Origin of the sequence: Streptomyces sp. NPDC096013, assembly GCF_044763565.1 — a bacterium.
In the GTDB taxonomy this organism is placed as follows: Bacteria; Actinomycetota; Actinomycetes; order Streptomycetales; family Streptomycetaceae; genus Streptomyces.
Genome location: NZ_JBIWGK010000001.1, coordinates 1471766 through 1493791, shown reverse-complemented (window position 1 = coordinate 1493791; position 22026 = coordinate 1471766). Strand labels below are relative to the sequence as shown.

At 71.3% G+C, this 22026-nt stretch carries 18 protein-coding genes; 6 read left to right on the top strand and 12 right to left on the bottom strand.

Annotated features, from left to right (window positions below; translation table 11 throughout):
• Positions 1-70 precede the first annotated feature (70 nt).
• Together ACIRB1_RS06450 and ACIRB1_RS06445 are read left to right on the top strand one after the other, a co-directional pair.
• Positions 71-1618 carry a hypothetical protein gene (locus ACIRB1_RS06450; protein WP_403464751.1) on the top strand — a complete coding sequence of 516 codons (1548 nt, stop codon included), beginning with the start codon at positions 71-73 and terminating at the stop codon, positions 1616-1618.
• Between the two features lie 30 nt (positions 1619-1648).
• Complete coding sequence (locus tag ACIRB1_RS06445; protein ID WP_403464750.1) at positions 1649-3154, top strand: hypothetical protein; 1506 nt, start codon at positions 1649-1651, stop codon at positions 3152-3154.
• Positions 3155-3232: 78 nt separating this feature from the next.
• Here ACIRB1_RS06445 and ACIRB1_RS06440 read toward each other — a convergent pair whose 3' ends face one another.
• From ACIRB1_RS06440 to ACIRB1_RS06420, 5 genes are all read right to left on the bottom strand, one after another.
• Entirely contained in the window at positions 3233-5362 is a 2130-nt protein-coding gene (locus ACIRB1_RS06440; RefSeq protein ID WP_403464749.1) for a 3-hydroxyacyl-CoA dehydrogenase NAD-binding domain-containing protein, read from the bottom strand.
• On the bottom strand, positions 5359-6576 hold the full coding sequence (locus ACIRB1_RS06435; protein ID WP_403464748.1) for a thiolase family protein: 1218 nt from the start codon (positions 6574-6576) through the stop codon (positions 5359-5361). Before ACIRB1_RS06435 ends, ACIRB1_RS06440 begins: the two co-directional genes overlap by 4 nt.
• A gap of 278 nt (positions 6577-6854) precedes the next feature.
• Complete coding sequence (locus tag ACIRB1_RS06430; protein WP_403464747.1) at positions 6855-8132, bottom strand: HRDC domain-containing protein; 1278 nt, start codon at positions 8130-8132, stop codon at positions 6855-6857.
• Between the two features lie 168 nt (positions 8133-8300).
• Positions 8301-8963 (bottom strand): response regulator transcription factor, encoded by a 663-nt coding sequence (locus tag ACIRB1_RS06425; RefSeq protein WP_030605794.1) that lies wholly within the window; start codon positions 8961-8963, stop codon positions 8301-8303.
• Between the two features lie 237 nt (positions 8964-9200).
• Positions 9201-9827 (bottom strand): DUF3000 domain-containing protein, encoded by a 627-nt coding sequence (locus ACIRB1_RS06420; RefSeq protein WP_266773523.1) that lies wholly within the window; start codon positions 9825-9827, stop codon positions 9201-9203.
• A 146-nt stretch (positions 9828-9973) separates the two neighbouring features.
• Here ACIRB1_RS06420 and hemE point away from each other — a divergent pair, with 146 nt between their 5' ends.
• Positions 9974-11041 (top strand): uroporphyrinogen decarboxylase, encoded by a 1068-nt coding sequence (gene hemE / locus ACIRB1_RS06415; RefSeq protein WP_403464746.1) that lies wholly within the window; start codon positions 9974-9976, stop codon positions 11039-11041.
• Positions 11042-11047: 6 nt separating this feature from the next.
• Here hemE and ACIRB1_RS06410 read toward each other — a convergent pair whose 3' ends face one another.
• A complete protein-coding gene (locus ACIRB1_RS06410) occupies positions 11048-11872 on the bottom strand; it encodes a rhomboid family intramembrane serine protease (protein ID WP_403464745.1) in 825 nt (274 codons plus the stop codon).
• Positions 11873-11997: 125 nt separating this feature from the next.
• On the opposite strand from ACIRB1_RS06410, the gene ACIRB1_RS06405 reads away from it, so the two are divergent.
• The gene (locus tag ACIRB1_RS06405; protein WP_352177926.1) at positions 11998-12321 is read left to right on the top strand and encodes a hypothetical protein; all 324 of its coding nucleotides are present in this window, start codon (positions 11998-12000) and stop codon (positions 12319-12321) included.
• 19 nt (positions 12322-12340) lie between these two features.
• On the opposite strand, the gene ACIRB1_RS06400 is transcribed toward ACIRB1_RS06405, so the two are convergent.
• On the bottom strand, positions 12341-13741 hold the full coding sequence (locus ACIRB1_RS06400; RefSeq protein ID WP_352177925.1) for an FAD-dependent oxidoreductase: 1401 nt from the start codon (positions 13739-13741) through the stop codon (positions 12341-12343).
• A gap of 27 nt (positions 13742-13768) precedes the next feature.
• Positions 13769-14710 carry a DUF4349 domain-containing protein gene (locus tag ACIRB1_RS06395; RefSeq protein WP_352177924.1) on the bottom strand — a complete coding sequence of 314 codons (942 nt, stop codon included), beginning with the start codon at positions 14708-14710 and terminating at the stop codon, positions 13769-13771.
• Between the two features lie 162 nt (positions 14711-14872).
• On the opposite strand from ACIRB1_RS06395, the gene hemG reads away from it, so the two are divergent.
• Positions 14873-16303, top strand: coding sequence for a protoporphyrinogen oxidase (gene hemG / locus ACIRB1_RS06390; RefSeq protein ID WP_403464744.1), 1431 nt, complete (start codon positions 14873-14875; stop codon positions 16301-16303).
• 4 nt (positions 16304-16307) lie between these two features.
• Positions 16308-17039: a hydrogen peroxide-dependent heme synthase gene (hemQ, locus tag ACIRB1_RS06385; protein ID WP_403464743.1), complete on the top strand. Its 732-nt coding sequence runs from the start codon at positions 16308-16310 to the stop codon at positions 17037-17039.
• A 52-nt stretch (positions 17040-17091) separates the two neighbouring features.
• Here hemQ and ACIRB1_RS06380 read toward each other — a convergent pair whose 3' ends face one another.
• The 4 genes from ACIRB1_RS06380 to ACIRB1_RS06365 all read right to left on the bottom strand — a co-directional run bounded on the left by ACIRB1_RS06380 (position 17092) and on the right by ACIRB1_RS06365 (position 21945).
• Positions 17092-18687, bottom strand: a complete 1596-nt coding sequence (locus ACIRB1_RS06380; RefSeq protein WP_403464742.1) for an alpha/beta hydrolase — start codon at positions 18685-18687, stop codon at positions 17092-17094.
• A gap of 134 nt (positions 18688-18821) precedes the next feature.
• Positions 18822-19598, bottom strand: a complete 777-nt coding sequence (locus ACIRB1_RS06375; RefSeq protein ID WP_403464741.1) for a TIGR04222 domain-containing membrane protein — start codon at positions 19596-19598, stop codon at positions 18822-18824.
• A gap of 117 nt (positions 19599-19715) precedes the next feature.
• Positions 19716-20486, bottom strand: coding sequence for a DUF4142 domain-containing protein (locus ACIRB1_RS06370; protein WP_403464740.1), 771 nt, complete (start codon positions 20484-20486; stop codon positions 19716-19718).
• Between the two features lie 112 nt (positions 20487-20598).
• Positions 20599-21945, bottom strand: a complete 1347-nt coding sequence (locus tag ACIRB1_RS06365) for a DUF692 domain-containing protein (protein ID WP_403464739.1) — start codon at positions 21943-21945, stop codon at positions 20599-20601.
• Between the last annotated feature and the right edge of the window lie 81 nt (positions 21946-22026).

The window sequence follows — 22026 nt, the reverse complement described above, 5'->3', positions numbered from 1 at the left end:
ATGGCCGACCTCCCGGTCCGGCACCGCACCGGCCCGGACCACAAGCACCCGACGAGAGTGAAAGCGCACCATGGCTGAGGCACCCGCGAAGGCCCGCAAGGTGATCGGCGGGATCGACGCCTCGGGCCCCCACCCCGTCGAGTACCGGTTCACCCACGCCCGCAGCGGCAACCGGCACCTGATGGTCGTCTTCGCCAACATCTACGCCCCGGACGACTACGGCTGGGCCACCGGCGTCCTCGGCGGCCTGCGCTCCAACATCCTCTGGATCCGCGACCGGTTCGACGGCGGGAACACCTACTACCTGTGCAAGGGGATGGACTTCGGGGTCGGGCAGTCGGTGATCGGACTCATCACCCGCGTGATGAAGTCCCTCGGCCTGACCCCGGACGACGTCACCCTGTGGGGCAGTTCGAAGGGCGGCAGCGCGGCGCTCCACTTCGGGCTCAGCTACGGCTTCCGCAACATCGTCGCCAGCGTGCCGCAGCTGCGGATCGGCACCTTCGTGCGCGACGTCTATCCCGACACCGGCCGGCACATGCTCGGCGAGGCGATGGCCGACGACGACGTCCGGGTCCTGGACGCGGTCCTGCCCGACCTGCTGGCCTCCGGGGCCAACGGAGACGCCAACCTCTACCTGGTGTCGTCGCCGCAGGACGAGCAGTACGCCACTCAAGTGGAGCCGTTCCTCGGGCTGTTGCAGCGCTACCCGAACTTCAACCTCATCTTCAGCGAGTCCCCGTTCATCACCGACCACGGCAAGGTGACCCAGCGGAACACACCCCCGCTGCTGGGCATCGCCTACCTCCTCGTGGAGGGCATCGCCCCGCGCCTGGGGATCACCCGGCACGGCTACGAGGAGCCCGACGCCGACCTCTCGGGCATCACGTCCTTCCTGGAGTCGACCGCGGTGGTACAGGGCTCGTTCGCCGCACCGGTCGTGACAGCGCCCCAGCCGCACGACCTGCTGCCCACCACCGACGTCCGCTTCACCGGCCGGGCCCCGGGCGCGGTGCGCGTCAGCATCTGGGAACACGGCAGGTATCTCGCGTCCGCTCCGGTCGCCGCCGACGGCACCTGGACCTGGCAGCGGGAGCAGCCGTGGAGCGCGGGGGAGCATCTGCTGCGGCTCTTCGCGGTCGACGCCAGCGGCTACCAGTCCGGGCGCACGGAGACGCGGTTCACGGCGTCGGAACGCCAACCCGTGCGTACAGAGCCGCAGTCGGCGGCTCCGGAACGGCAACCTGAGCCTGCGGAAGCGCAGTTCACCGCTCAGGAACCCGTCGCGCAGGCGCCGGCGCCGGGCCAAGGGGCCGTCGTGACCCTGCTGCCCCCGCTGGTGCGGACACCCGAGCCCTACCAGCAACTCCTCGACGTGCAGGTCCGGTTGACCGGGACCGCCAACGGCGCCACCCAGGTGGGGTTCCGGGAGAACGGGGTGTTCCTGGGGTCCTGCGGGCTCGACCACGACGGCCGCTGGCTGTGGAACGCGGACTGGCGGTGGGCCCAAGGCCCGCACACCGTCGAGGTGTTCGTGGTGAACGCCGTCGGCGACGAGTCCCCGCCCGCCCTTGTCACCTTCGCGGTCATCCCGACCCCGGCCGTCCCCGCCCACTGAACCCAGCCACGTCCCAAGAACGGATTCCCCATGTCCCCAGCACCCGCGAGCGGGAGGCAGCTGCTCACCGGCATCGAGGCCGCGGGGGCGTACCCCGTCGAGTACCGGTTCGCCCACGCGCAGAAGGGCAACCGGCATCTGGTCGTCGTCTTCGCCAACTTCTCCGCGCCCGGCGACTACGGCTGGTCCAACGGCGTCTTCGACAAGCTGCGCGCGAACATCCTCTGGATCCGGGACAGCTTCGAGGGCAACCGGAGCTACTACCTGTGCAAGGAGATGGACTTCGGCCTGGAGCAGTCCGTCGTCACCCTCATCTCGAACGTGATGAAGTCCCTCGACCTCACCACGGAGTCCGTCACCCTGTGGGGCGGCTCGAAGGGCGGCAGCGCGGCCCTCTACTTCGGCCTGAAGTACGGCTTCAGGAACATCGTCGCCATCGCGCCCCAGTTCTCGATCGGCACGTACGTGAAGAACGTGCACCCCGGAGTCGCCGGTTTCATGCTCGGCGAGGGCGTCCCGGAGGAGAACGTGCGGATCGTCGACGCACTCGTCCCCGACCTGGTCCGCTCCGGCGTCAACCGCGCGGCCAACGTCTACCTGGTCTCCTCGCCCCAGGACGACCAGTACCCGACGCAGGTGGAACCCTTCCTCGGCCTGTTCCAGCACTACGAGAACTTCAACTTCGTCTTCAGCGACTCCCCGCACATCGCGGACCACACCCAGATCGCGGGCCGCAACGTCCCCATGCTGATGGGCATCGCCAACCTCCTGATCGACGGCATCGCCCCGCGGCTCGGCTTCGTCGGCAACGGATTCGAGGAGCCGGACCGCGACAGATCCGCCATCGACTCCTACCTGGCCGCCACGAGCATGGTCCGCGGGGAGGAGTTCCCGCCCCCGGCGGTGACGACACCCGCACCCGGCACGGAGGTCCGCAGGGACGCCGTACGACTCGCCGGTCACGCTCCCGGGGCGGTCCGGGTGATCGTCTGGGAGCACGGCAAGTACCTCGGCCAGACCGACGTCGACGCCCACGGCACCTGGTCCTGGGAACTCGGCAGATCCTGGAGCAAGGGCGAACACCCGGTGAAGGTCTACGGCGTCGACGCGTCCGGCTTCCAGTCGCGGCGCACCGAGATCCGCTTCACGGCCGTGGACCCGGGACCGGACACTCCGGCCGCGCCCCTGGCCACGATGATCTCGACGGTCGGGCCGAGCACCTCCGCGCCGGTGGTGCTGGAACCCGTGGCCCATGAGCAGGTCCTCGACCCGCGCGTCGTCTTCACCGGCTCGGCCGCCGCCTCCACACAGGTGGGGTTCCGGGAGAACGGGGTCCTGCTGGGCGGCACGGCCGTCGCCCCGAACGGCGCGTGGTCGTGGGAGTCCGGCTGGCAGTGGGCCGCGGGCCCGCACGTCATCGACGTCTTCGCCGTCGACGCCTCCGGTACGGAGTCCCCGGTGACCACGGTCCCCTTCACGGTCATGCACACCACGTCCGGCGCGACCCCCGCCGCGTACTACGGCGGTACGTTCTGAGGGACGGGACCCGAGAAGAAAGGGGGGCCTCCGCGCGATCGCGCGGAGGCCCCCCTTCAGCAGTCGCCGGTCGTCACATCACGCCGGAACGCTGGCCACACCGGGCGCCAGGAACGGCTTGCCGTTCACCCGCTGCGAGACACCCTCACGGTCCAGGTACGGCGTGATGCCGCCCAGGTGGAAGGGCCAGCCCGCGCCGGTGATCAGGCACAGGTCGATGTCCTGGGCCTCGGCGACGACGCCCTCGTCGAGCATCAGGCCGATCTCCTGCGCCACCGCGTCCAGGACCCGGTCCCGCACCTGCTCCTCGGTCAGCACCGAGTCGCCCTGCTTGAGCAACGCGGCGACCTCGGGGTCGAGTTCGGGCTTCCCGCTGTCGTAGACGTAGAAGCCGCGCTTGCCCGCCTTGACGACGGCCGCGAGGTTCGGGGAGACCGTGAAGCGGTCCGGGAAGGCCCGGTTGAGGGTCTCCGAGACATGCAGACCGATGGCCGGACCGACCAACTCCAGGAGAACCAGCGGGGACATGGGCAGACCGAGCGGCTCCACGGCCTTCTCGGCGACCGCGACCGGGGTGCCCTCGTCGATGACGTTCTGGATCTCGCCCATGAAGCGGGTGAGGATGCGGTTGACGACGAACGCCGGGGCGTCCTTCACCAGCACCGCGGTCTTCTTCAGCTTCTTGGCCACCGCGAACGCGGTCGCGAGCGAGGCGTCGTCCGTCTGCTCGCCGCGCACGATCTCCAGCAGGGGCAGGATCGCCACCGGGTTGAAGAAGTGGAAGCCGACGACCCGCTCGGGGTTCTTCAGCTTCGACGCCATCTCGGACACCGACAGCGAGGAGGTGTTGGTGGCGAGGATCGCGTGCGCCGGGGCGACCGCCTCGACCTCCGCGAACACCTGCTGCTTGACGCCGATCTCCTCGAAGACGGCCTCGATGATGAAGTCGGCGTCGGAGAAGCCCTCGGCCTTGTCCAGCACACCGGTGACCAGGGCCTTGAGGCGGTTGGCCTTGTCCTGGTTGATACGGCCCTTGCCGAGCAGCTTCTCGATCTCGGCGTGGACGTAGCCCACACCCTTGTCGACGCGCTCCTGGTCGATGTCCGTGAGGACGACCGGTACTTCGAGGCGGCGCAGGAAGAGCAGGGCGAGCTGCGAGGCCATCAGACCGGCGCCGACCACACCCACCTTGGTGACCGGACGGGCCAGCGACTTGTCGGGCGCACCCGCCGGACGCTTGCCGCGCTTCTGCACGAGGTTGAACGCGTAGATGCCGGCGCGGAGTTCACCGCCCATGATCAGGTCGGCGAGCGCCAGGTCCTCGGCGTCGTAGCCCTGCTGGAGATCACCGTTCTTCGCGGCGGCGATGATGTCGAGGGCGCGGTAGGCGGCCGGGGCCGCGCCGTGCACCTTGGAGTCCGCGATGAAACGGCCCTTGGCGACGGCCTGGTCCCAGGCCTCGCCGCGGTCGATCGCCGGACGCTCGACCTTGATGTCGCCCTTGAGGACGTTCGCCGTCCAGATCAGCGACTGCTCCAGGAAGTCGGCGCCCTCGAAGAGCGCGTCCGCGATCCCGAGGTCGAAGACCTGCTGGCCCTTCAGCTGCTTGTTCTGGTTGAGGCTGTTCTCGATGATCACCGAGACGGCCTTGTCGGCACCGATCAGGTTCGGCAGCAGCGTGCAGCCACCCCAGCCGGGGACCAGCCCGAGGAAGACCTCGGGCAGCGAGAAGGCCGCGATGTGCTTGGACACCGTGCGGTACGCGCAGTGCAGACCGACCTCGACACCGCCGCCCATGGCCGCGCCGTTGTAGTACGTGAAGGTCGGTACCGCGATGTCCGCGAGGCGCTTGAAGACCTCGTGGCCGCCCTTGCCGATGGCGAGCGCGTCGTCGTGGTTCTTGAGCAGCTCGACGCCCTTGAGGTCCGCGCCGACGGCGAAGACGAACGGCTTGCCGGTGATGCCGACACCGACGATCTCGCCGGCCGACGCCTCCTTCTCGACCTGGTCGATGGCGGTGTTGAGGTTCGCCAGCGAGGCCGGGCCGAAGGTGGTCGGCTTGGTGTGGTCGAAGCCGTTGTCCAGCGTGATGAGCGCGAAGCGCCCGGCGCCGTACGGCAGTTCGAGGTGGCGGACGTGCGCGGACGTCACGACCTCGTCGGGGAACAGCTCGGCCGCACCCTTCAGAAGCTCGGTGGTGGTGCTCACTTGTCCCCCTCGAAGTGCGGGTTCTCCCAGATGACCGTGGCGCCCATGCCGAAGCCGACGCACATCGTCGTCAGGCCGTAGCGGACGTCCGGCTGCTCCTCGAACTGACGGGCCAGCTGCGTCATCAGGCGTACGCCCGACGAGGCCAGCGGGTGACCGAAGGCGATCGCGCCGCCGTACTGGTTGACGCGCTCGTCGTCGTCCGCGATGCCGTAGTGCTCAAGGAAGGCCAGCACCTGGACGGCGAAGGCCTCGTTGATCTCGAAGAGGTTGATGTCCTCGATGGACAGGCCCGCCTTGGCGAGCGCCTTCTCCGTGGCCGGGATCGGGCCGTAGCCCATGACCTCCGGCTCGACGCCCGCGAAGGCGTACGACACGAGACGCATCTTCACCGGCAGGTCGTGCTCGCGGGCGAAGTCCTCGCTCGCGATGATCGACGCGGTGGCGCCGTCGTTCAGGCCGGCCGCGTTGCCCGCGGTGACCCTGCCGTGCACACGGAACGGCGTCTTCAGACCGGCCAGGTTCTCCAGGGTGGTCCCCGGGCGCATCGGCTCGTCGGCGGTCACCAGACCCCAACCGGTCTCGCCCACCTGGTCGTTGGTGTTGCGTACCGAGATCGGCACCAGGTCCTGCTGGATCTTGCCGTTGGCGTACGCCTTGGCGGCCTTCTCCTGCGAACGCACCGCGTACTCGTCGGCGCGCTGCTTGGTGATCGTGGGGTAGCGGTCGTGCAGGTTCTCCGCGGTCATGCCCATGAACAGCGCGGAGTCGTCGACCAGCTTCTCGCTCACGAACCGCGGGTTCGGGTCCACGCCCTCGCCCATGGGGTGGCGGCCCATGTGCTCGACACCACCGGCGATGACGGCGTCGTACGCCCCGAAGGCGATGGAGCCCGCGGTGGTCGTGACGGCGGTCAGCGCGCCCGCGCACATGCGGTCGATGGAGTAGCCGGGCACCGACTGGGGCAGCCCGGCGAGAATGCCCGCGGTCCGGCCCAGGGTCAGACCCTGGTCACCGATCTGCGTGGTCGCGGCGATCGCGACCTCGTCGATCTTCGCGGGGTCGAGTCCGGGGTTGCGGCGCAGCAGCTCCCGGATCGCCTTCACGACGAGGTCGTCGGCCCGGGTCTCGTGGTAGATGCCCTTCGGGCCCGCCTTGCCGAACGGGGTACGGACGCCGTCTACGAAGACGACGTCCCTGACGGTACGAGGCACGATTGGCTCTCCTCCAGGGTGCGGGATCGGCACTGCTGCGATGCGCTGAGCGCGCGCTCAGTACCCATGCTACTTACGAGTAACCAAGCTGCCCAGTCCCGGGGCCGGGAGCGGCGAACGTCACACCCCGCCCGCGAGCGGTTCCCCGCCTGTGCGCCGAGGATCTTGGCTTGATCTCGACGCCCCAGTTCCGCTTCCGAGGCATTTCTGTCTTCAGGGGCGCGGGGAACTGCGCGACCAGCCACAACGAGCCCGCACCCGCAAAACGACACAGACCCCTACGGCGCTTTCGCGGTCAAAGCCTCGACCAGAACCGGCGCAACCTGCTCAACCTGCCAGGCCCGAGCCCCGTACCCGGCAAGAGCCGCCCCCACGGAAGCCATGTCCAGGGTCTTCGGCGGCTCCCAGCAGACCCGCCGCACGGTGTCCGGAGTGATGAGGTTCTCCTGCGGCATGTTCAGCCCCTCGGCCACCGCGGAGACCGCCGCGCGCGCCGCGGACAGCCGAGCCGCGGCCTCGGGGTCCTTGTCGGCCCAGGCGCGCGGCGGAGGCGGCCCGGTGACCGGCTGCCCGGGCTGCGGCAACGCCGAGTCGGGCAGCGCCTTCGCCCGGTCCACGGCCACCTGCCACTGCTCCAGCTGCCGCCGGCCCATCCGATGCCCGAACCCGCTCAACGCGGCCAGCGCCTGCACATCGACGGGAAGCGACAGCGCGGCCTCGACGATCGCCGCGTCGGACAGCACCTTCCCCGGCGACACGTCCCGCCGCTGCGCGATCCGGTCCCGCGTCTGCCACAGCTCGCGGACGACACCGAGCTGCCGGCGCCGCCGTACCTTGTGCATCCCGGACGTACGGCGCCACGGGTCCTTGCGGGGCTCGGCGGGCGGCGCGGACGCGATCGCGTCGAACTCCTGGCGGGCCCAGTCCAGCTTGCCCTGGCGGTCGAGTTCCTTCTCCAGGGCGTCCCGCAGGTCGACGAGGAGTTCGACGTCGAGGGCGGCGTACCGCAGCCACGGTTCGGGCAGCGGGCGGGTGGACCAGTCGACGGCGGAGTGGCCCTTCTCCAGGACGAAACCGAGCACGCTCTCGACCATCGCGCCCAGGCCGACCCGCGGGAATCCGGCGAGCCGGCCGGCCAGCTCGGTGTCGAAGAGCCGCGTCGGCACCATGCCTATCTCGCGCAGACACGGCAGGTCCTGGGTGGCCGCGTGCAGCACCCACTCGACGCCGGAGACGGCCTCACCGAGGCCGGACAGGTCGGGGCAGGCGACGGGGTCGATCAGTGCGGTGCCCGCGCCCTCACGGCGCAGCTGCACCAGATAGGCGCGCTGTCCGTAGCGGTAGCCGGACGCGCGCTCGGCGTCGACGGCGAGGGGACCCGTGCCGGCCGCGAAGGCCGCGATCGCCTCGGCGAGGGACTCCTCGTCGGCGATCACGGGCGGAATGCCCTCCCGGGGTTCGAGCAAAGGGATCGGCGCCGGTTCGACGTCGTCCGGAGGGGCGCCTCCGGTGGTTCGCAGTGAGCTGTCTGCTGCGGTTTCTTGGGCGTCGGTCACCTGTCAAGGGTATCCGTGTATGGACAACGCCCGCCGACGGAACGTTCCGTCGACGGGCGTCTGGGGGTCGTAAACCAGTCAGGTAAGTGAAAGATCCGGTTCACGGCTCGAAGGGGGAGCGGGAAGGGGAGCGGAAGGGGAAGCGGGGACGGGGTCGCGGGAGAAGGGTCAGTGGATGATTCCGGTGCGCAGCGCCACCGCCACCATGCCGGCGCGGTCGCCCGTGCCGAGCTTGCGGGCGATGCGGGCGAGGTGGCTCTTGACGGTCAGTGCGGACAGGCCCATGGAGACGCCGATGGCCTTGTTCGACTGGCCCTCCGCGACCAGGCGCAGGACCTCGACCTCTCGGCCGGACAGTTCGCGGTAGCCACCCGGGTGGCTCGGGGAACCCGGGGGGCGGCGGTGCATACGGGCGGCGGCGGAGCCGATGGGGGCGGCGCCGGGCCGGGTGGGGAGCCCGACGTTGGTGCGGGTGCCGGTGACGACGTAGCCCTTGACGCCGCCCGCGAGGGCGTTGCGCACGGCACCGATGTCGTCGGCGGCGGACAGGGCCAGGCCGTTGGGCCAGCCTGCGGCTCTGGTCTCGGAGAGCAGGGTGAGACCGGAGCCGTCGGGGAGGTGGACGTCTGCGACACAGATGTCACGGGGGTTGCCGATGCGGGGACGAGCCTCCGCGACGGACGAGGCCTCGATGACGTCGCGCACACCGAGCGCCCACAAGTGGCGGGTGACGGTGGAGCGGACGCGCGGGTCGGCCACGACCACCATGGCGGTCGGCTTGTTCGGGCGGTAGGCGACCAGGCTTGCGGGCTGCTCGAGGAGAACGGACACCAGGCCTCCTGGGGTGTGGGACGACTTTCAAGGTCACAGTCGTCTTCGGCACCAAACCCCAGGTCCTTTAGAGAAAGATCACGATTTAGTGAGTAGCAATCAGTGCAATTCGGACACGCTGTCGATCGTTCGGTGCACGAAACGGCTCGTTCGATGGGCCACTCCTGATTGAAAGTGGCCGTATCGACAAAGACACCGGAAGTGGTCGGTAAGACCTCGGTGTGCCTCGGGTAAGGCTCAGCGTGACTGCGGGCCCCTGCGCTGCGGCAGCGTGACGATGGACGCGTCACCGGGACCCGCCGGGGGCAGGCCCGCGACCTGGGCCAGCAGATCGCACCAGGAGGCCAGATGTGCCGCAGTGTCCGGCACGCCGCCGAGCCCCTCGCGCGGTGTCCACGAGGCACGGATCTCGATCTGCGAGGCGGACGGCCGCTCCGACAGCCCGCCGAAGTAGTGGGAGCTGGCCCGGGTGACGGTGCCGCTCGGCTCGCCGTACGTCAGTCCCCGCGCCTGGAGCGCGCCGGTCAGCCAGGACCAGCACACGTCGGGCAGCAGCGGGTCCGCCGCCATCTCCGCCTCCAGCTCCGCGCGCACCAGCGTCACCAGCCGGAACGTGCCGTGCCAGGCGTCGTGACCGGCCGGGTCGTGCAGCAGCACCAGGCGGCCGTCGGCCAGATCCTGGTCGCCGTCGACGACCGCGGCCTCCAGCGCGTACGCGTACGGCGCGAGCCGCTGGGGAGCGGGCGTCGGATCGATCTCGATCTGCGGCCTCAGCCGGCTGTTCCGCAGGGCCTGGACCGCGGCCTGGAAAGCCGGCGGCGCCGCACCGCCCCCATCCCGGTCCCCCTCCTTGGAGTCGTCCATCCCGTCAGCGCCATCCGACAATCGTCCCTGTGCCGCAGCCATGCGGGAAGATTAAGGGGAACGGAGGCATCGTGCGGGACTAGACACCCCCTCTTCCGCTCAGCACACCGTGTAATCGCCTCTTGGCGCCGTGCGAGACTTGCCCCGTGAGTGCCAACCAGAGCCCCGCGGGCCAGCAGCAGACCGCCACTTACGACTCCGCCTTCATGAAGGCGTGCAGGCGTGAGCCCGTACCGCACACCCCGGTGTGGTTCATGCGACAGGCCGGACGCTCACTCCCGGAGTACCACAAGGCGCGCGCGGGCATCCCGATGCTGGAGTCCTGCACACGGCCCGAGCTGGTCGCCGAGATCACCCTCCAGCCGGTGCGCAGGCACGGCGTGGACGCGGCGGTCTACTACAGCGACATCGTCGTCCCGCTCAAGGCCATCGGCATCGACCTCGACATCAAGCCCGGCGTCGGCCCGGTCGTGGCGAACCCCATCCGCACCCGCGCCGACCTGGCCCAGCTCCGCGACCTCACCCCCGAGGACGTCTCCTACGTCACGGAGGCCATCGGCCTGCTGACCGCCGAGCTCGGCTCCACCCCCCTCATCGGCTTCGCCGGCGCCCCGTTCACCCTCGCGAGCTACCTCATCGAGGGCGGCCCGTCCCGCACGTACGAGAACGCCAAGGCGATCATGTACGGCGACCCCGAGCTCTGGGCCGACCTCCTCGACCGCCTCGCCGACATCACGGCCGCCTTCCTCAAGGTCCAGATCGAGGCGGGCGCCAGCGCCGTCCAGGTCTTCGACTCCTGGGCCGGCGCCCTCGCCCCCGCCGACTACCGCCGCTCGGTCCTAGCCGCCTCCGCGAAGGTCTTCCGGGCCGTCGAGGGCTACGGCGTCCCGCGCATCCACTTCGGCGTCGGCACCGGCGAGCTGCTCGGCCTGATGGGCGAGGCCGGCGCGGACGTCGTCGGCGTCGACTGGCGCGTCCCGCTGGACGAGGCCGCCCGCCGCGTCGGCCCCGGCAAGGCGCTCCAGGGCAACCTCGACCCGACCGTCCTGTTCGCCTCCACGGAGGCCGTCGAGACCAAGACCCGCGAGGTCCTGGACGCGGCGAAGGGCCTGGAGGGGCACATCTTCAACCTCGGGCACGGCGTGATGCCGAACACCGACCCGGACTCGCTCACCCGGCTCGTCGAGTACGTCCACACGCAGACGGCCCGCTGAGCCCGCTCACCACGTGTGCCGGGGCCTCGCCTGCCTGCCGAACAGCAGGCCGCGCGGTTCCGGCGGCGGGGGAGTGCCGGCCTTGAGCGGCCAGGCCAGCAGCATGCCCGCCAGGAAGCCCACGACGTGTGCCGCGTACGCCACGGTGCCGGCCTCCGAGACGCCCTCGCCGGACGAGTAGAACGCCTGGAGCACGAACCAGAAGCCCAGCACCAGCCAGGCCGGCAGGCGCAGCGGCAGGAAGAACAGGAACGGCACCAGGACCCACACCCTGGCCTTCGTGTACAGCACCAGATACGCGCCCAGGACCCCGGCGATCGCCCCGGAGGCGCCGATCAGCGGGTCGGCGGAGTCGGCGTTCAGCAGCGCGAAGCCGTAGCCCGCCGCGTAGCCGCACACCACGTAGAAGAGCGTGAAGCGGATGTGGCCCATGCGGTCCTCGACGTTGTTGCCGAAGATCATCAGGAACAGCATGTTGCCCAGCAGATGGATCCAGCTGCCGTGCAGGAACATCGCGGTGAACACGCTCAGCGGGGCCGACTTGTCATAGGTCGGCGGGCCTGCCGCGCAGGTCGCGCCGCCGGGGCCCACCTGGATGCCGCCGGTCGGGACGATCTGCGGCATCTGGTGGTGGATCAGCTCCCGCGGCACGGCCGCGTAGTGGTCCAGGAACGCCTGAAGATGGCACAGCTGGGAGAGGTCGCTGCCGCCCGCCACGGAGCCCGCCATTCCGGGCGTGGACAGGAAGACGAGCACGTTCGCGGCGATGAGCGCATACGTCACCCAGGGGGTGCGGCGCACAGGGTTCACGTCATGGACGGGGATGACCACATGAAAGTACTGCCCCCGATCCGCGCGGCGAACCGGTGAACACCGCCGTCCGCCTGTGCGTATGACTCCTCAACCGCCCGCGGCGCGGGGAAGGCGGGTCGCGGGGACGACGTGAGGAACAGGCGATGAACGACCGAATCTCTCCGCAGCTGACCGCCGCGCCCGACGGCGAGGCCGAGATCTCCCTGGTGGTGCGCCTCCCCTGGGAGGACGTCGCCCGGCTGGGCCAGGAGGCGGGACGCCTCGCCGCCCAGATGCAGCGGCCGGTGACCCTGGACGAGGCGGTGAGCAACCGGCTGCGGTCCAACGCGCTGGGCGCCCACGCGAAACCGGCCGGGGCTCAGCCCGCCGCCATGGTCCCGCCGAGCGCGTCCGTCTCGTCCCTGCCCGCCAGGCCGCCGGCCGAGCAGGCACGGCAGGCCATAGACCGCATCAACGGCACGGCGTAAACGGCACGGCGTAAACGCTTTACCGCGGGCCCGCCTGGACCTTCGCGGCCGCCTTTCTGGCCGCCACCAGGACCGGGTCCCACACCGGGGAGAACGGCGGCGCGTACCCGAGGTCCAGGGCCGTCATCTGTTCCACCGTCATACGGGCCGTGAGGGCGACCGCCGCGATGTCGACACGCTTCGCGGCGCCCTCCCGGCCGACGATCTGCACGCCCAGGAGACGGCCGGTACGGCGCTCGGCGAGCATCTTCACCGTCATCAGCGAGGCCTGCGGGTAGTAGCCCGCCCGGCTGGTCGACTCGATGGTCACCGCCACGAACTCCAGGCCCGCGCGGTGGGCGTCCTTCTCGCGCAGCCCCGTACGCGCGATCTCCAGATCGCACACCTTGCTCACGGCCGTACCGACCACCCCGGGGAAGGTGGCGTAACCGCCGCCCGCATTGGTGCCGATGACCTGCCCGTGCTTGTTGGCGTGCGTCCCCAGGGCGATGTGCCGCTCCTGCCCGGAGACCAGGTCGAGCACCTCGACGCAGTCACCCCCGGCCCAGATGTTCTCGTGCCCGCGCACCCGCATCGCCAGGTCGGTGAGCAGCCCGCCGTGCTGTCCGAGCGGCAGTCCCGCGGCCTTCGCGAGCGTCGTCTCCGGCCGGACGCCGATCCCCAGGACCACCACGTCCGCCGGGAACTCCGCGTCCTCCGTGACCACGGCCCGCACCCGCCCGTCGTCCCCGGTGCGCAGCCCGGTGACCCGGGCGTCGTTGACCATGGTGATGCCCAGGCCCTCCATCGCCTTGTGCACCAGCCGCCCCATGTCCGGGTCGAGCGTGGACATCGGCTCCGTGCCCCGGTTGACGACGGTCACGTCATACCCGCGGTTGACGAACGCCTCCGCCATCTCGACCCCGATGTACCCGGCCCCGACCACCACCGCACGACGTCCACGCGTGCGTGCCAGCGAGTCGAGCAGCGCCTGCCCGTCGTCGAGCGTCTGCACCCCGTGCACCCCGGGCGCGTCCACCCCGGGCAGGTCGGGACGGACGGGCCGCGCCCCGGTCCCGATCACGAGCTTGTCGTACGACGTCCAGGACTCCTCCCCGGAATCGACGTCACGCGCGCGTACCCGGCCGCCCGCGACGTCGAGTTCGACGACCTCGGTGCGCATGCGCAGGTCGATGTCGCGCTCGCGGTGCTCCTCCGGGGTGCGGGCGATCAGCTCCTCCCGGGCGGACACCTCACCGCCCACCCAGTACGGGATGCCGCACGCCGAGTACGACGTGAAGTGACCGCGCTCGAAGGCCACGATCTCCAGCTCGTCCGGCCCTTTCAGACGGCGGGCCTGCGACGCCGCGGACATGCCCGCGGCGTCACCGCCGATGACGACCAGTCGTTCCCGGGTACCCCTCGCACGGCTCATGCTCATGCGAACACGCTACGGGGACCGATCATTTCAGTCCTGACCGCCCCGCTCCGGCAGAGCGCCCGCTCCGGTGGCCGCCGGTCCGGACCCGGCCCGGCGCGGCCGTACGAGACGCAGCCACACGAAGAGCGCCGACGCCGCCACGGCCGCGAACGGCAGCACCGCGCCGAGCGACAGGGCGATCCACCGCAGCATCGTCACGAAGACGTGCCAGCCGCCCGCGACGGCGTCCACGAAGCCGGGGCCGTCGTCCTTCGCGGCGGCCTTCGCGACCGGGGTCTGCGACAGGGACAGCGTGATGGTCGCGAGGCCGGTGCGGTCCTTCAGGGAGGCCTGCTGGGCGAGCAGCGCCTCCAGGTCGGACTCGCGGGTGCTCAACTCGCCCTCCAGCTCCACCACATCGCTGAGCTTGGTGGCCCGGTCCATCAGTTCACGCACGCGTGCCACGCTGGCCCGCTGCGAGGCGACGCGGCTCTCCACGTCCACGACCTGATCGGTGACGTCCTGCGCCTTCGCGGTCCGCCGCAGGAGCTTGCCCGCACCCTCCAGGTCGGCGAGGACCCCGTCGTACTTGTCGCTGGGCACCCGCAGCACGACCTGCGTGCGCTCGTGCCCCTGCCCGTCGCGGCTGGTGGACTCCTCGCCGACGAATCCGCCCGCGTTCTCCGTGGTGGTACGGGCCTCGTCGAGCGCCTTCGGTACGTCCTTGACCCGCACGGACAGCGAGGCCGTCCGGATGATGCTGCTCGCGGTGAGCTTGGGCACCGCCCTGGTGTTCCTCGCGTTGCCGCTGCCCGCCGCGCCCTCCTGCCGGGCGCTGTCCGGAGCGGCGGCCTTGGCGTTCCCGCCTGCCTCACTGGCGCTGGAGCTCTTGTCGCTCGCGCCGCCGCCGCACCCGGCCAGTGCGAGCGCCGAGGCCAGCAGCAGCGCGGCCAGGGCCTGGACGGGCCGTACGGAGTGTCGTGTGCGCATGTGTCGCTACCCCCGGGGGTTCGTCGTGACGACTGACGCACCTTCGACGCCGGGACCGGCCGGGACGTTGGCGGCGGACGGTCCCGATGCGGTCACGGTCGGGACTCGCGCCGGACACCGGCCCGGAGCCGGACTGTCAGTGGGGTCTGAGAGGCTGGGGACATGCGCGAAGTGGAGACTCGTACGGGCACAGGGCATGTCGTCGTCATCGGCGCCGGGATCGGCGGGCTGGCCGCCGCACACCGGCTGCTGGACAGCGGCGTGCGCGTGACCGTCGTCGAGGCGTCGGACCGGGTCGGCGGAAAGCTGGTGCCCGGTGAGATCGCGGGCGCCCGTGTGGACCTCGGCGCCGAGTCGATGCTGGCCCGCCGCCCCGAGGCCGTCGCCCTGGCCCGCGAGGTGGGCCTCACCGACCACCTCCGGACGCCCGCCACGGCCACCGCGTCGATCTGGACCCGGGGTGCCCTGCGCCCCATGCCCAAGGGCCACGTCATGGGCGTCCCCGGCACCGCCTCCGCCCTCGCCGGAGTCCTCTCGGCCGAGGGCCTGCACCGCATCGAGCGCGACGCGGACCTGCCCCGCACGGAGGTCGGCGACGACGTCGCGGTCGGCGAGTACGTGGCGGCCCGGCTGGGCCGCGAGGTCGTGGACCGCCTCGTCGAACCCCTCCTAGGCGGGGTCTACGCGGGCGACGCGTACCGCATCTCGATGCGTTCCGCCGTCCCGCAGCTGTACCAGGCGGCGAAGACCCACGACTCCCTCACCGAGGCCGTCCGGGGCATCCAGGAGCGCGCCGCCGCCGCACAGCAGACCGGCCCGGTCTTCATGGGCGTCCAGGGCGGAGTGGGCCGGCTCCCGCTCGCCGTGGCGGAGTCGGCACGCGCGCGGGGCGCCGAGATCCTCACCGGCACCCCGGTGACCGAGCTGCGCCGCACCGGCACGTCGGGCTGGCGGGTCGTCGCCGGAGACCGCGTCCTGGACGCCGACGGCGTGATCGTCGCCGTCCCCGCCCCGGCCGCCGCCGAGTTGCTGCGCCCCGAAGCGCCGGGCGCGGCGACCGAGTTGGCCGCCGTCGAGTACGCCTCGATGGCCCTGGTCACCCTCGCCTACCGCCGCGCGGACATCGAACTCCCCGAGGGCAGCGGCTTCCTGGTGCCGCCGGTCGACGGCCGCACCATCAAGGCGTCCACGTTCGCCTCCCAGAAATGGGGCTGGATCGCCGACGAGAACCCGGACGTGGTCGTCCTGCGCACCTCGGTGGGCCGGTACGGCGAGACGGCGATCCTGGAGCGCGACGACACCGGCCTGGTGGACGTCTCGCGCCACGACCTGCGCGAGGCGACGGGCCTGGACGCCGCCCCCCTGGAGACCCGCGTCACCCGCTGGACCGACGGCCTGCCCCAGTACCCGGTGGGCCACCACGCGCGCGTGGCCCGCGTCCGCGACCACGTGGCCAAGCTGCCCGGCCTCGCCGTCTGCGGTGCCGCGTACGACGGTGTGGGCATCCCGGCCACCATCGCCAGCGCGTACGCGGCCGTCGAGCGGCTGACCGGCGACCCGGTGCCGAGCGCCTCCGGCGGAGCGGGAGAATAGCCCCATGAGCGACGACGCCCCCACCACCGAGCCCGGCCGTGTCCCGAACAAGGGCAAGCTGGCCAAGGACCTCAACGAGGTCATCCGCTACACCCTGTGGTCCGTCTTCAAGCTGAAGGACGTGTTGCCCGAGGACCGCGCCGGGTACGCCGACGAGGTCCAGGAGCTGTTCGACCAGCTCGCCGCGAAGGACGTGACGGTCCGCGGCACGTACGACGTCTCGGGACTGCGTGCCGACGCCGACCTCATGATCTGGTGGCACGCCGAGACCGCCGACCAGTTGCAGGAGGCGTACAACCTCTTCCGCCGCACGAAGCTCGGCCGCGCCCTGGAGCCGGTCTGGTCGAACATGGCGCTGCACCGCCCCGCCGAGTTCAACCGCTCGCACATCCCGGCCTTCCTGGCCGACGAGACCCCGCGCAACTACATCAGCGTGTACCCGTTCGTGCGCTCGTACGACTGGTACCTGCTCCCCGACGAGGACCGCCGTCGCATGCTCGCCGACCACGGCAAGATGGCCCGCGGCTACCCGGACGTCCGCGCCAACACGGTCGCGTCCTTCTCCCTCGGCGACTACGAATGGCTCCTGGCCTTCGAGGCCGACGAGCTGTACCGCATCGTCGACCTCATGCGTCACCTGCGAGCCTCCGAGGCCCGTATGCACGTCCGGGAAGAGGTCCCCTTCTACACGGGCCGCCGCAAGGACATCGGCGACTTGGTGGCAGGCCTCGCATAGGTGTCTTCAGGGGCGAGGGGAACTGCGCGACCAGCCCCCACCGGGCCGCAGACTAAACACTGCCCGGTCGCGCAGCCTTCGGCTCGGCATGCGGAGCACACGCAGCATGCCGCTCCGGCAACCGCCCTTCCAACAGGTAAGCATCCAGATACCCGTTGACACACTTGTTGGCCCCACCCGCGATCCCATGGGTCCCGGCATCCCGCTCGGTCACCAACACGGAGTCGGACAACCGCCGGTGCAACTCAAGCGCCCCGTCGTACGGCGTCGCCGCATCCCGCTCGGCGGCCATGATCAGCACCGGCGGCAACTCCCCGGGCCCGGTCCGCACATCGAGGGGCTGCTGACGCGGCGCGGGCCAGTACGCGCACGGCAGATTCATCCACACGTTGTCCCATGTCTCGAACGGCGCCACCCGGGCGAGCCGGGTGTTGTCCCGGTCCCAGGTCCGCCAATCGGTCGGCCAGGGCGCGTCGTTGCACTCGACGGCCGTGTACACCGCGTTCCCGTTCTCCGCCTCGACAGCCGCCCCCTGCGTGGGCCCGGCCTGCTGGATCAGCGGCTTGGGGTCACCCTTCAGATACGACGACAGCGCGGCCGCACTGTGCGGCCAGTAGTCGTCGTAGTACCCGGCGGACAGGATCGCGCCCTGCAACTGCGCGGGTCCCACCTTCCCGCCCGCCGGCTTCTCGGCGAGCCGCGCCTCGGCCTTGCGGTAGGCGGCGAGCACCTTGTCCGCCGTGTCGCCGAGGCCGTAGACGTCATCGTGCTTGGCGATCCACTCCCGGAAGTCCGTCCAGCGGCCCTCGAACGCGGCCGACTGGTCGAGGTTGTTGCGGTACCAGATCTGCTCGGGGTCCGGGTTCACCGCCGAGTCGAACACCATCCGCCGTACGTGCGTCGGGAACATCGTCGCGTAGAGCGCCCCGAAGTACGTCCCGTAGGACGCGCCCATGAACGTCAGCCGGTCCTCGCCGAGCGCGGCGCGCAGGACGTCCAGGTCGCGGGCGTTGTTGAGGGAGGTGTAGAAGCGGAGCTTGCTGCCGGAGCGCTTGGCGCAGCCGCGGGCGTAGGACCTGGCCTCCGCGACGCGTTGCTTCTTGTACGACTCCGAGGGGTACGTCGGCGACTGCGAGGGCGCCTTGAAGAAGTGCTTGGGGTCCTCGCAGGACAGGGGTGCCGACTTGTCGACGCCGCGCGGGGCGTAGCCGACGAGGTCGTAGGCCGACGCGATGCGCTTCCACTCGGGGAGCATGCCGATCAGCGGGAAGTAGAGGCCGGAGGCGCCGGGGCCGCCCGGGTTGTAGACCAGGGAGCCCTGGCGGGGGACTCTCCGCTTGCTGTTGTGCGGGTCCTTGTGGGTGGCGCGGGCGCGGCTGACGGTCAGCTTGATCCGCGTGCCGTCGGGGTGCGCGTAGTCGAGCGGGACGGAGACCGTGCCGCACTCCATGGTGCCGGGCAGGTCCTGCGCGTCGGGGCACTTCCCGAAGGTGATGCCCTTCGCCCGGGCGTGCGCGGCGGCCAGCGCGGTGCCGGTCGACTCGGCGGCCCCGACACCAGGAACGGCCGGGGTACCGGTGGCCGGGGCGGCGGCGAGGGTGGTCAGGAGCAAGGACCCGGCGGCCGAGTACAGGGCGGCGGCTCGCATGGTGGCGTATCCCTTCGGAGCACGGCAGCAACAAAGGGGATGTTTCGTTCGCTTCCAGGTGAAGGCAAGCACCGTCGGGCGGTGTCGGCCCCAATGACCCCCGTGCGCCCCCGGGGAGCGCCCTCACGCTGTGCTCAGCGGCGCCACTCGTACTGCTCGCGGTGCGCGAACGCCGCCCGCAGATCCGGCTCGCCGACCGCGCGGATGCCCCGTACGGCGACGGACGTCAGATACGTACGGTCGTCACCACTCCCCGAGTGCCGCGCCAGCGTGCCCAGCAGCCGCTGACCGGCCGGGGAGGCCCAGCGCGAGTACGGGTGCACCTCGACCCGCGCGATGGCCAGACAGCTCAGCGTGAGCGCGAGCGGCAGCGCGAACCAGAGCGCGACCAGGCCCTGCGGCATCTCCGCCCCGGGCGTCAGCAGCGCGGTCGCGCCCAGCCCGAGCACGACGAGCGCGGCGGCCCGCACCTGCCGGACGCCGGACGCCACGGTCGTCGTACTCCCGTCCGGTACGGCGAGACCCGCGTCGACGAGCCGGACCGCGAGGTCGCGCACCGCGTCCGTGGCCGCCGCGCTGGCCCGCACCGGGCCGATCCTGGACTGCCCCTCGGGCCCGATCGCGCCTATCACCGACCGCTCGATGGCGTCCCGGCCACGCGGGTCGACGACGGTCGCCCAGCCGGTGTGCGCGAGCAGCAGCCGGTGCTGCCGTGCCATGGAGACGAGCGTCAGATCGGCGACCCGCGCGGGGCCGCCGGACAGGAACGCCGCCTCGTAGAGCGTCAGATCATGTCCCGTGCCCGCGTCGTCCGCGTCGACGGCCGCCGCTCTGACGGCGGCCAGGCACAGCCGCGTGCACGCCGTGCCGGCGACGGCCCAGGCCAGGAGCAGGAGAAGGACCCAGAACATGCCAAGTTTCTATGCCAAAGGCCCAGTGCGACGCCATGCCTTGTTCACAATCCGGACAGAGCGTTGTCGGCACGTGACGTTCCGCTTGTCCGGAAACCGCCCACGGCCGAAACAGGTCTACGGCTGTGCCGACGCCTGGGGACTGGAGGCGGCCGGCGGGAGGGTGTAGGTCGGGGAGACCGACGGGGCCAGCGGGACGACCTGGCCGGGGTCGGCCGCGGCGGAGACGCTGGGCGCGGGCGAGCTGGACGCCGCCATGTCCCGGGCCAGCTCGCCGAAGTCGACGTAGCCGGTGGCCTCCAGGAGCTTGATGTGGTCCAGGACGGTCGTGTTCGCGTCGTCGGCGAGGGCGCGTACCAGGGAGTTCTGCGTGGTGGCCCGGACCTGCGCGACCACCGTGAACACCCTGCCGTGCGCGAGGCGCAGGATGTTGGCGAACGTGCGGTCGAAGTCGACGCCCTGCGCCGCGTAGAGCGTGCCGAGCCACTGCTGTTGCTGCGCGTTCGGCTGGTTGGGCAGCGGCACCCCGAGCTGCGCGGCGACGTCCCGCACCCGCTGGTCGAGGTAGGTGTGCCCGTCGATGAGGTGCTGCCCCGCCGTCCGTACGGCCGCGGTCGTGCCCTTCTCCTCGGCCTGCTGGCCGGCCGGCAGCTCCCACAGCCCGGCCAGCCGGACCTTCGTGATGAAGTCCCGGTCCAGCGCGGACAACGGCCCGTACCGCGTCGTCACGGTCTGGTCGCTGAGCACGCTGGCACCGGCCGTGCCGGACCGGTCGGCATAGGACCAGACCGGGAAGATCAGCGCGGCCAGGGTCGCGGTCAGGCCGATGACGATGACGCCCGTTCCGCTGAAGATGCCCCGGCCCTGTACGGGGGGTCGTGGTCGCATGGGGGCCTCCTGTCACGGCACCGCACGCGCGTGCGCTTCTCGTGCGGGACCACAACATTACTTCGGGGTCACTCCCACCCCCCAAGGCCCCACGTCAGCCTCGCCACGGCCCTCACCGGCCCAGCAGCACCCGCCGGGTGGCACGGGCGAGCCGTACCCCGGGCCGCTGCGACCGGGGGACGGGACCCGAGCGCTCCAGCCACCACTCCCGCAGTTCCCGCCGCGCCTCGGCGTCCTCGGGGCCGCCGGACAGCAGCAGCTGCCCGGCGAAGTCCAGCGCGTCACGCCGGTAGCCGCCGGTCATCGGGTGCGAGTGCGCGTACGCGAGGAACGCCGTGCGGTAGGACTCCCCGAGGATCTCCGGTAGTTCGGGAGCGACCTTCGCCACGACGTCCGCCCGCTTCACCCCGAGCGCCCGGGCCTGCACACCGAGCCGTACGCGGTCGAAGCCGTCGGGGACGGGGGTCCCGGCGACGAGGGCGGAGAGGAGGGTGGTCTCGGCCAGGGCGAGGCGCTGGCGGACGGGGTCGGAGGCATCCGGCGGCCCCGCGGCCCGTAGCGCCTCAGCGTTTGCCTCCGGCTTTGTCCCGGCCTTCGGCTCCGGCGAGGCCGCCCCGCGCGTCGTCCGCCGTGCCCACCCCTTGGTCAGCGCCCCGTGAATCGCCTCCAACTCCCGCTCCAGCTCTGCGGGATCAGGGAAGTTGTCGTCCCGCTCCAGCAGCACCCCCGGCGGTGAGACCCGGGACGCCAGGTCGGTCAGGATGTCGAGGACCGCCGCCGGCACGGGATGGGCGTGGGTGTCGTGCCACACGCCGTCGCGTTCGATCCCGCCCGCGACATGGACGTAGGCGACGGCCTCGACGGGGAGTTCGGCGAGGGCCTTGGCCGGGTCCTCGCCGCGGTTGACGTGGTTGGTGTGCAGGTTGGCGACGTCGATGAGGAGGCGTACGCCGGTGCGGTCGGCCAGGTCGTACAGGAACTGGCCCTCGGTCATCTCCTCGCCCGGCCAGGCGAGCAGCGCGGCGATGTTCTCGACGGCGAGGGGTACGGGCAGCGCGGCCTGGGCGATGCGGATGTTCTCGCAGAGCACGTCGAGAGCGTCCCGGGTGCGCGGTACGGGCAGCAGATGGCCCGCTTCCAGCAGCGGGGAGGCGGTCAGGGGGCCGCCCGCGCGGACGAACGCGATGTGCTCGGTGACCAGCGGCGCGCCCAGTGCCTCGGCCCGCTCGGCGAGCGCCGTCAGCCGGGACTCGTCCGGGCGGTCGGCGCCGCCGAGGCCGAGGGAGACGCCGTGCGGGATCACGGTCACGCCGCGTGCGCGCAGCCGTAGGAGGGAGTCGGGGAGGTGGCCGGGGCAGACGTTCTCGGCCACGGCCTCGACCCAGTCGATGCCCGGCATGCGTTCCACGGCGTCCGCGATCTCCGGCCGCCAGCCGATGCCTGTCCCCAGTCGCTCCATCGTCCGTCCCCGTCCTCCAGGAAATCCATGAACTCCCATGGCCGCTGTTCCGGCGTGACGGGGGTATCGCCGCGACAGCGG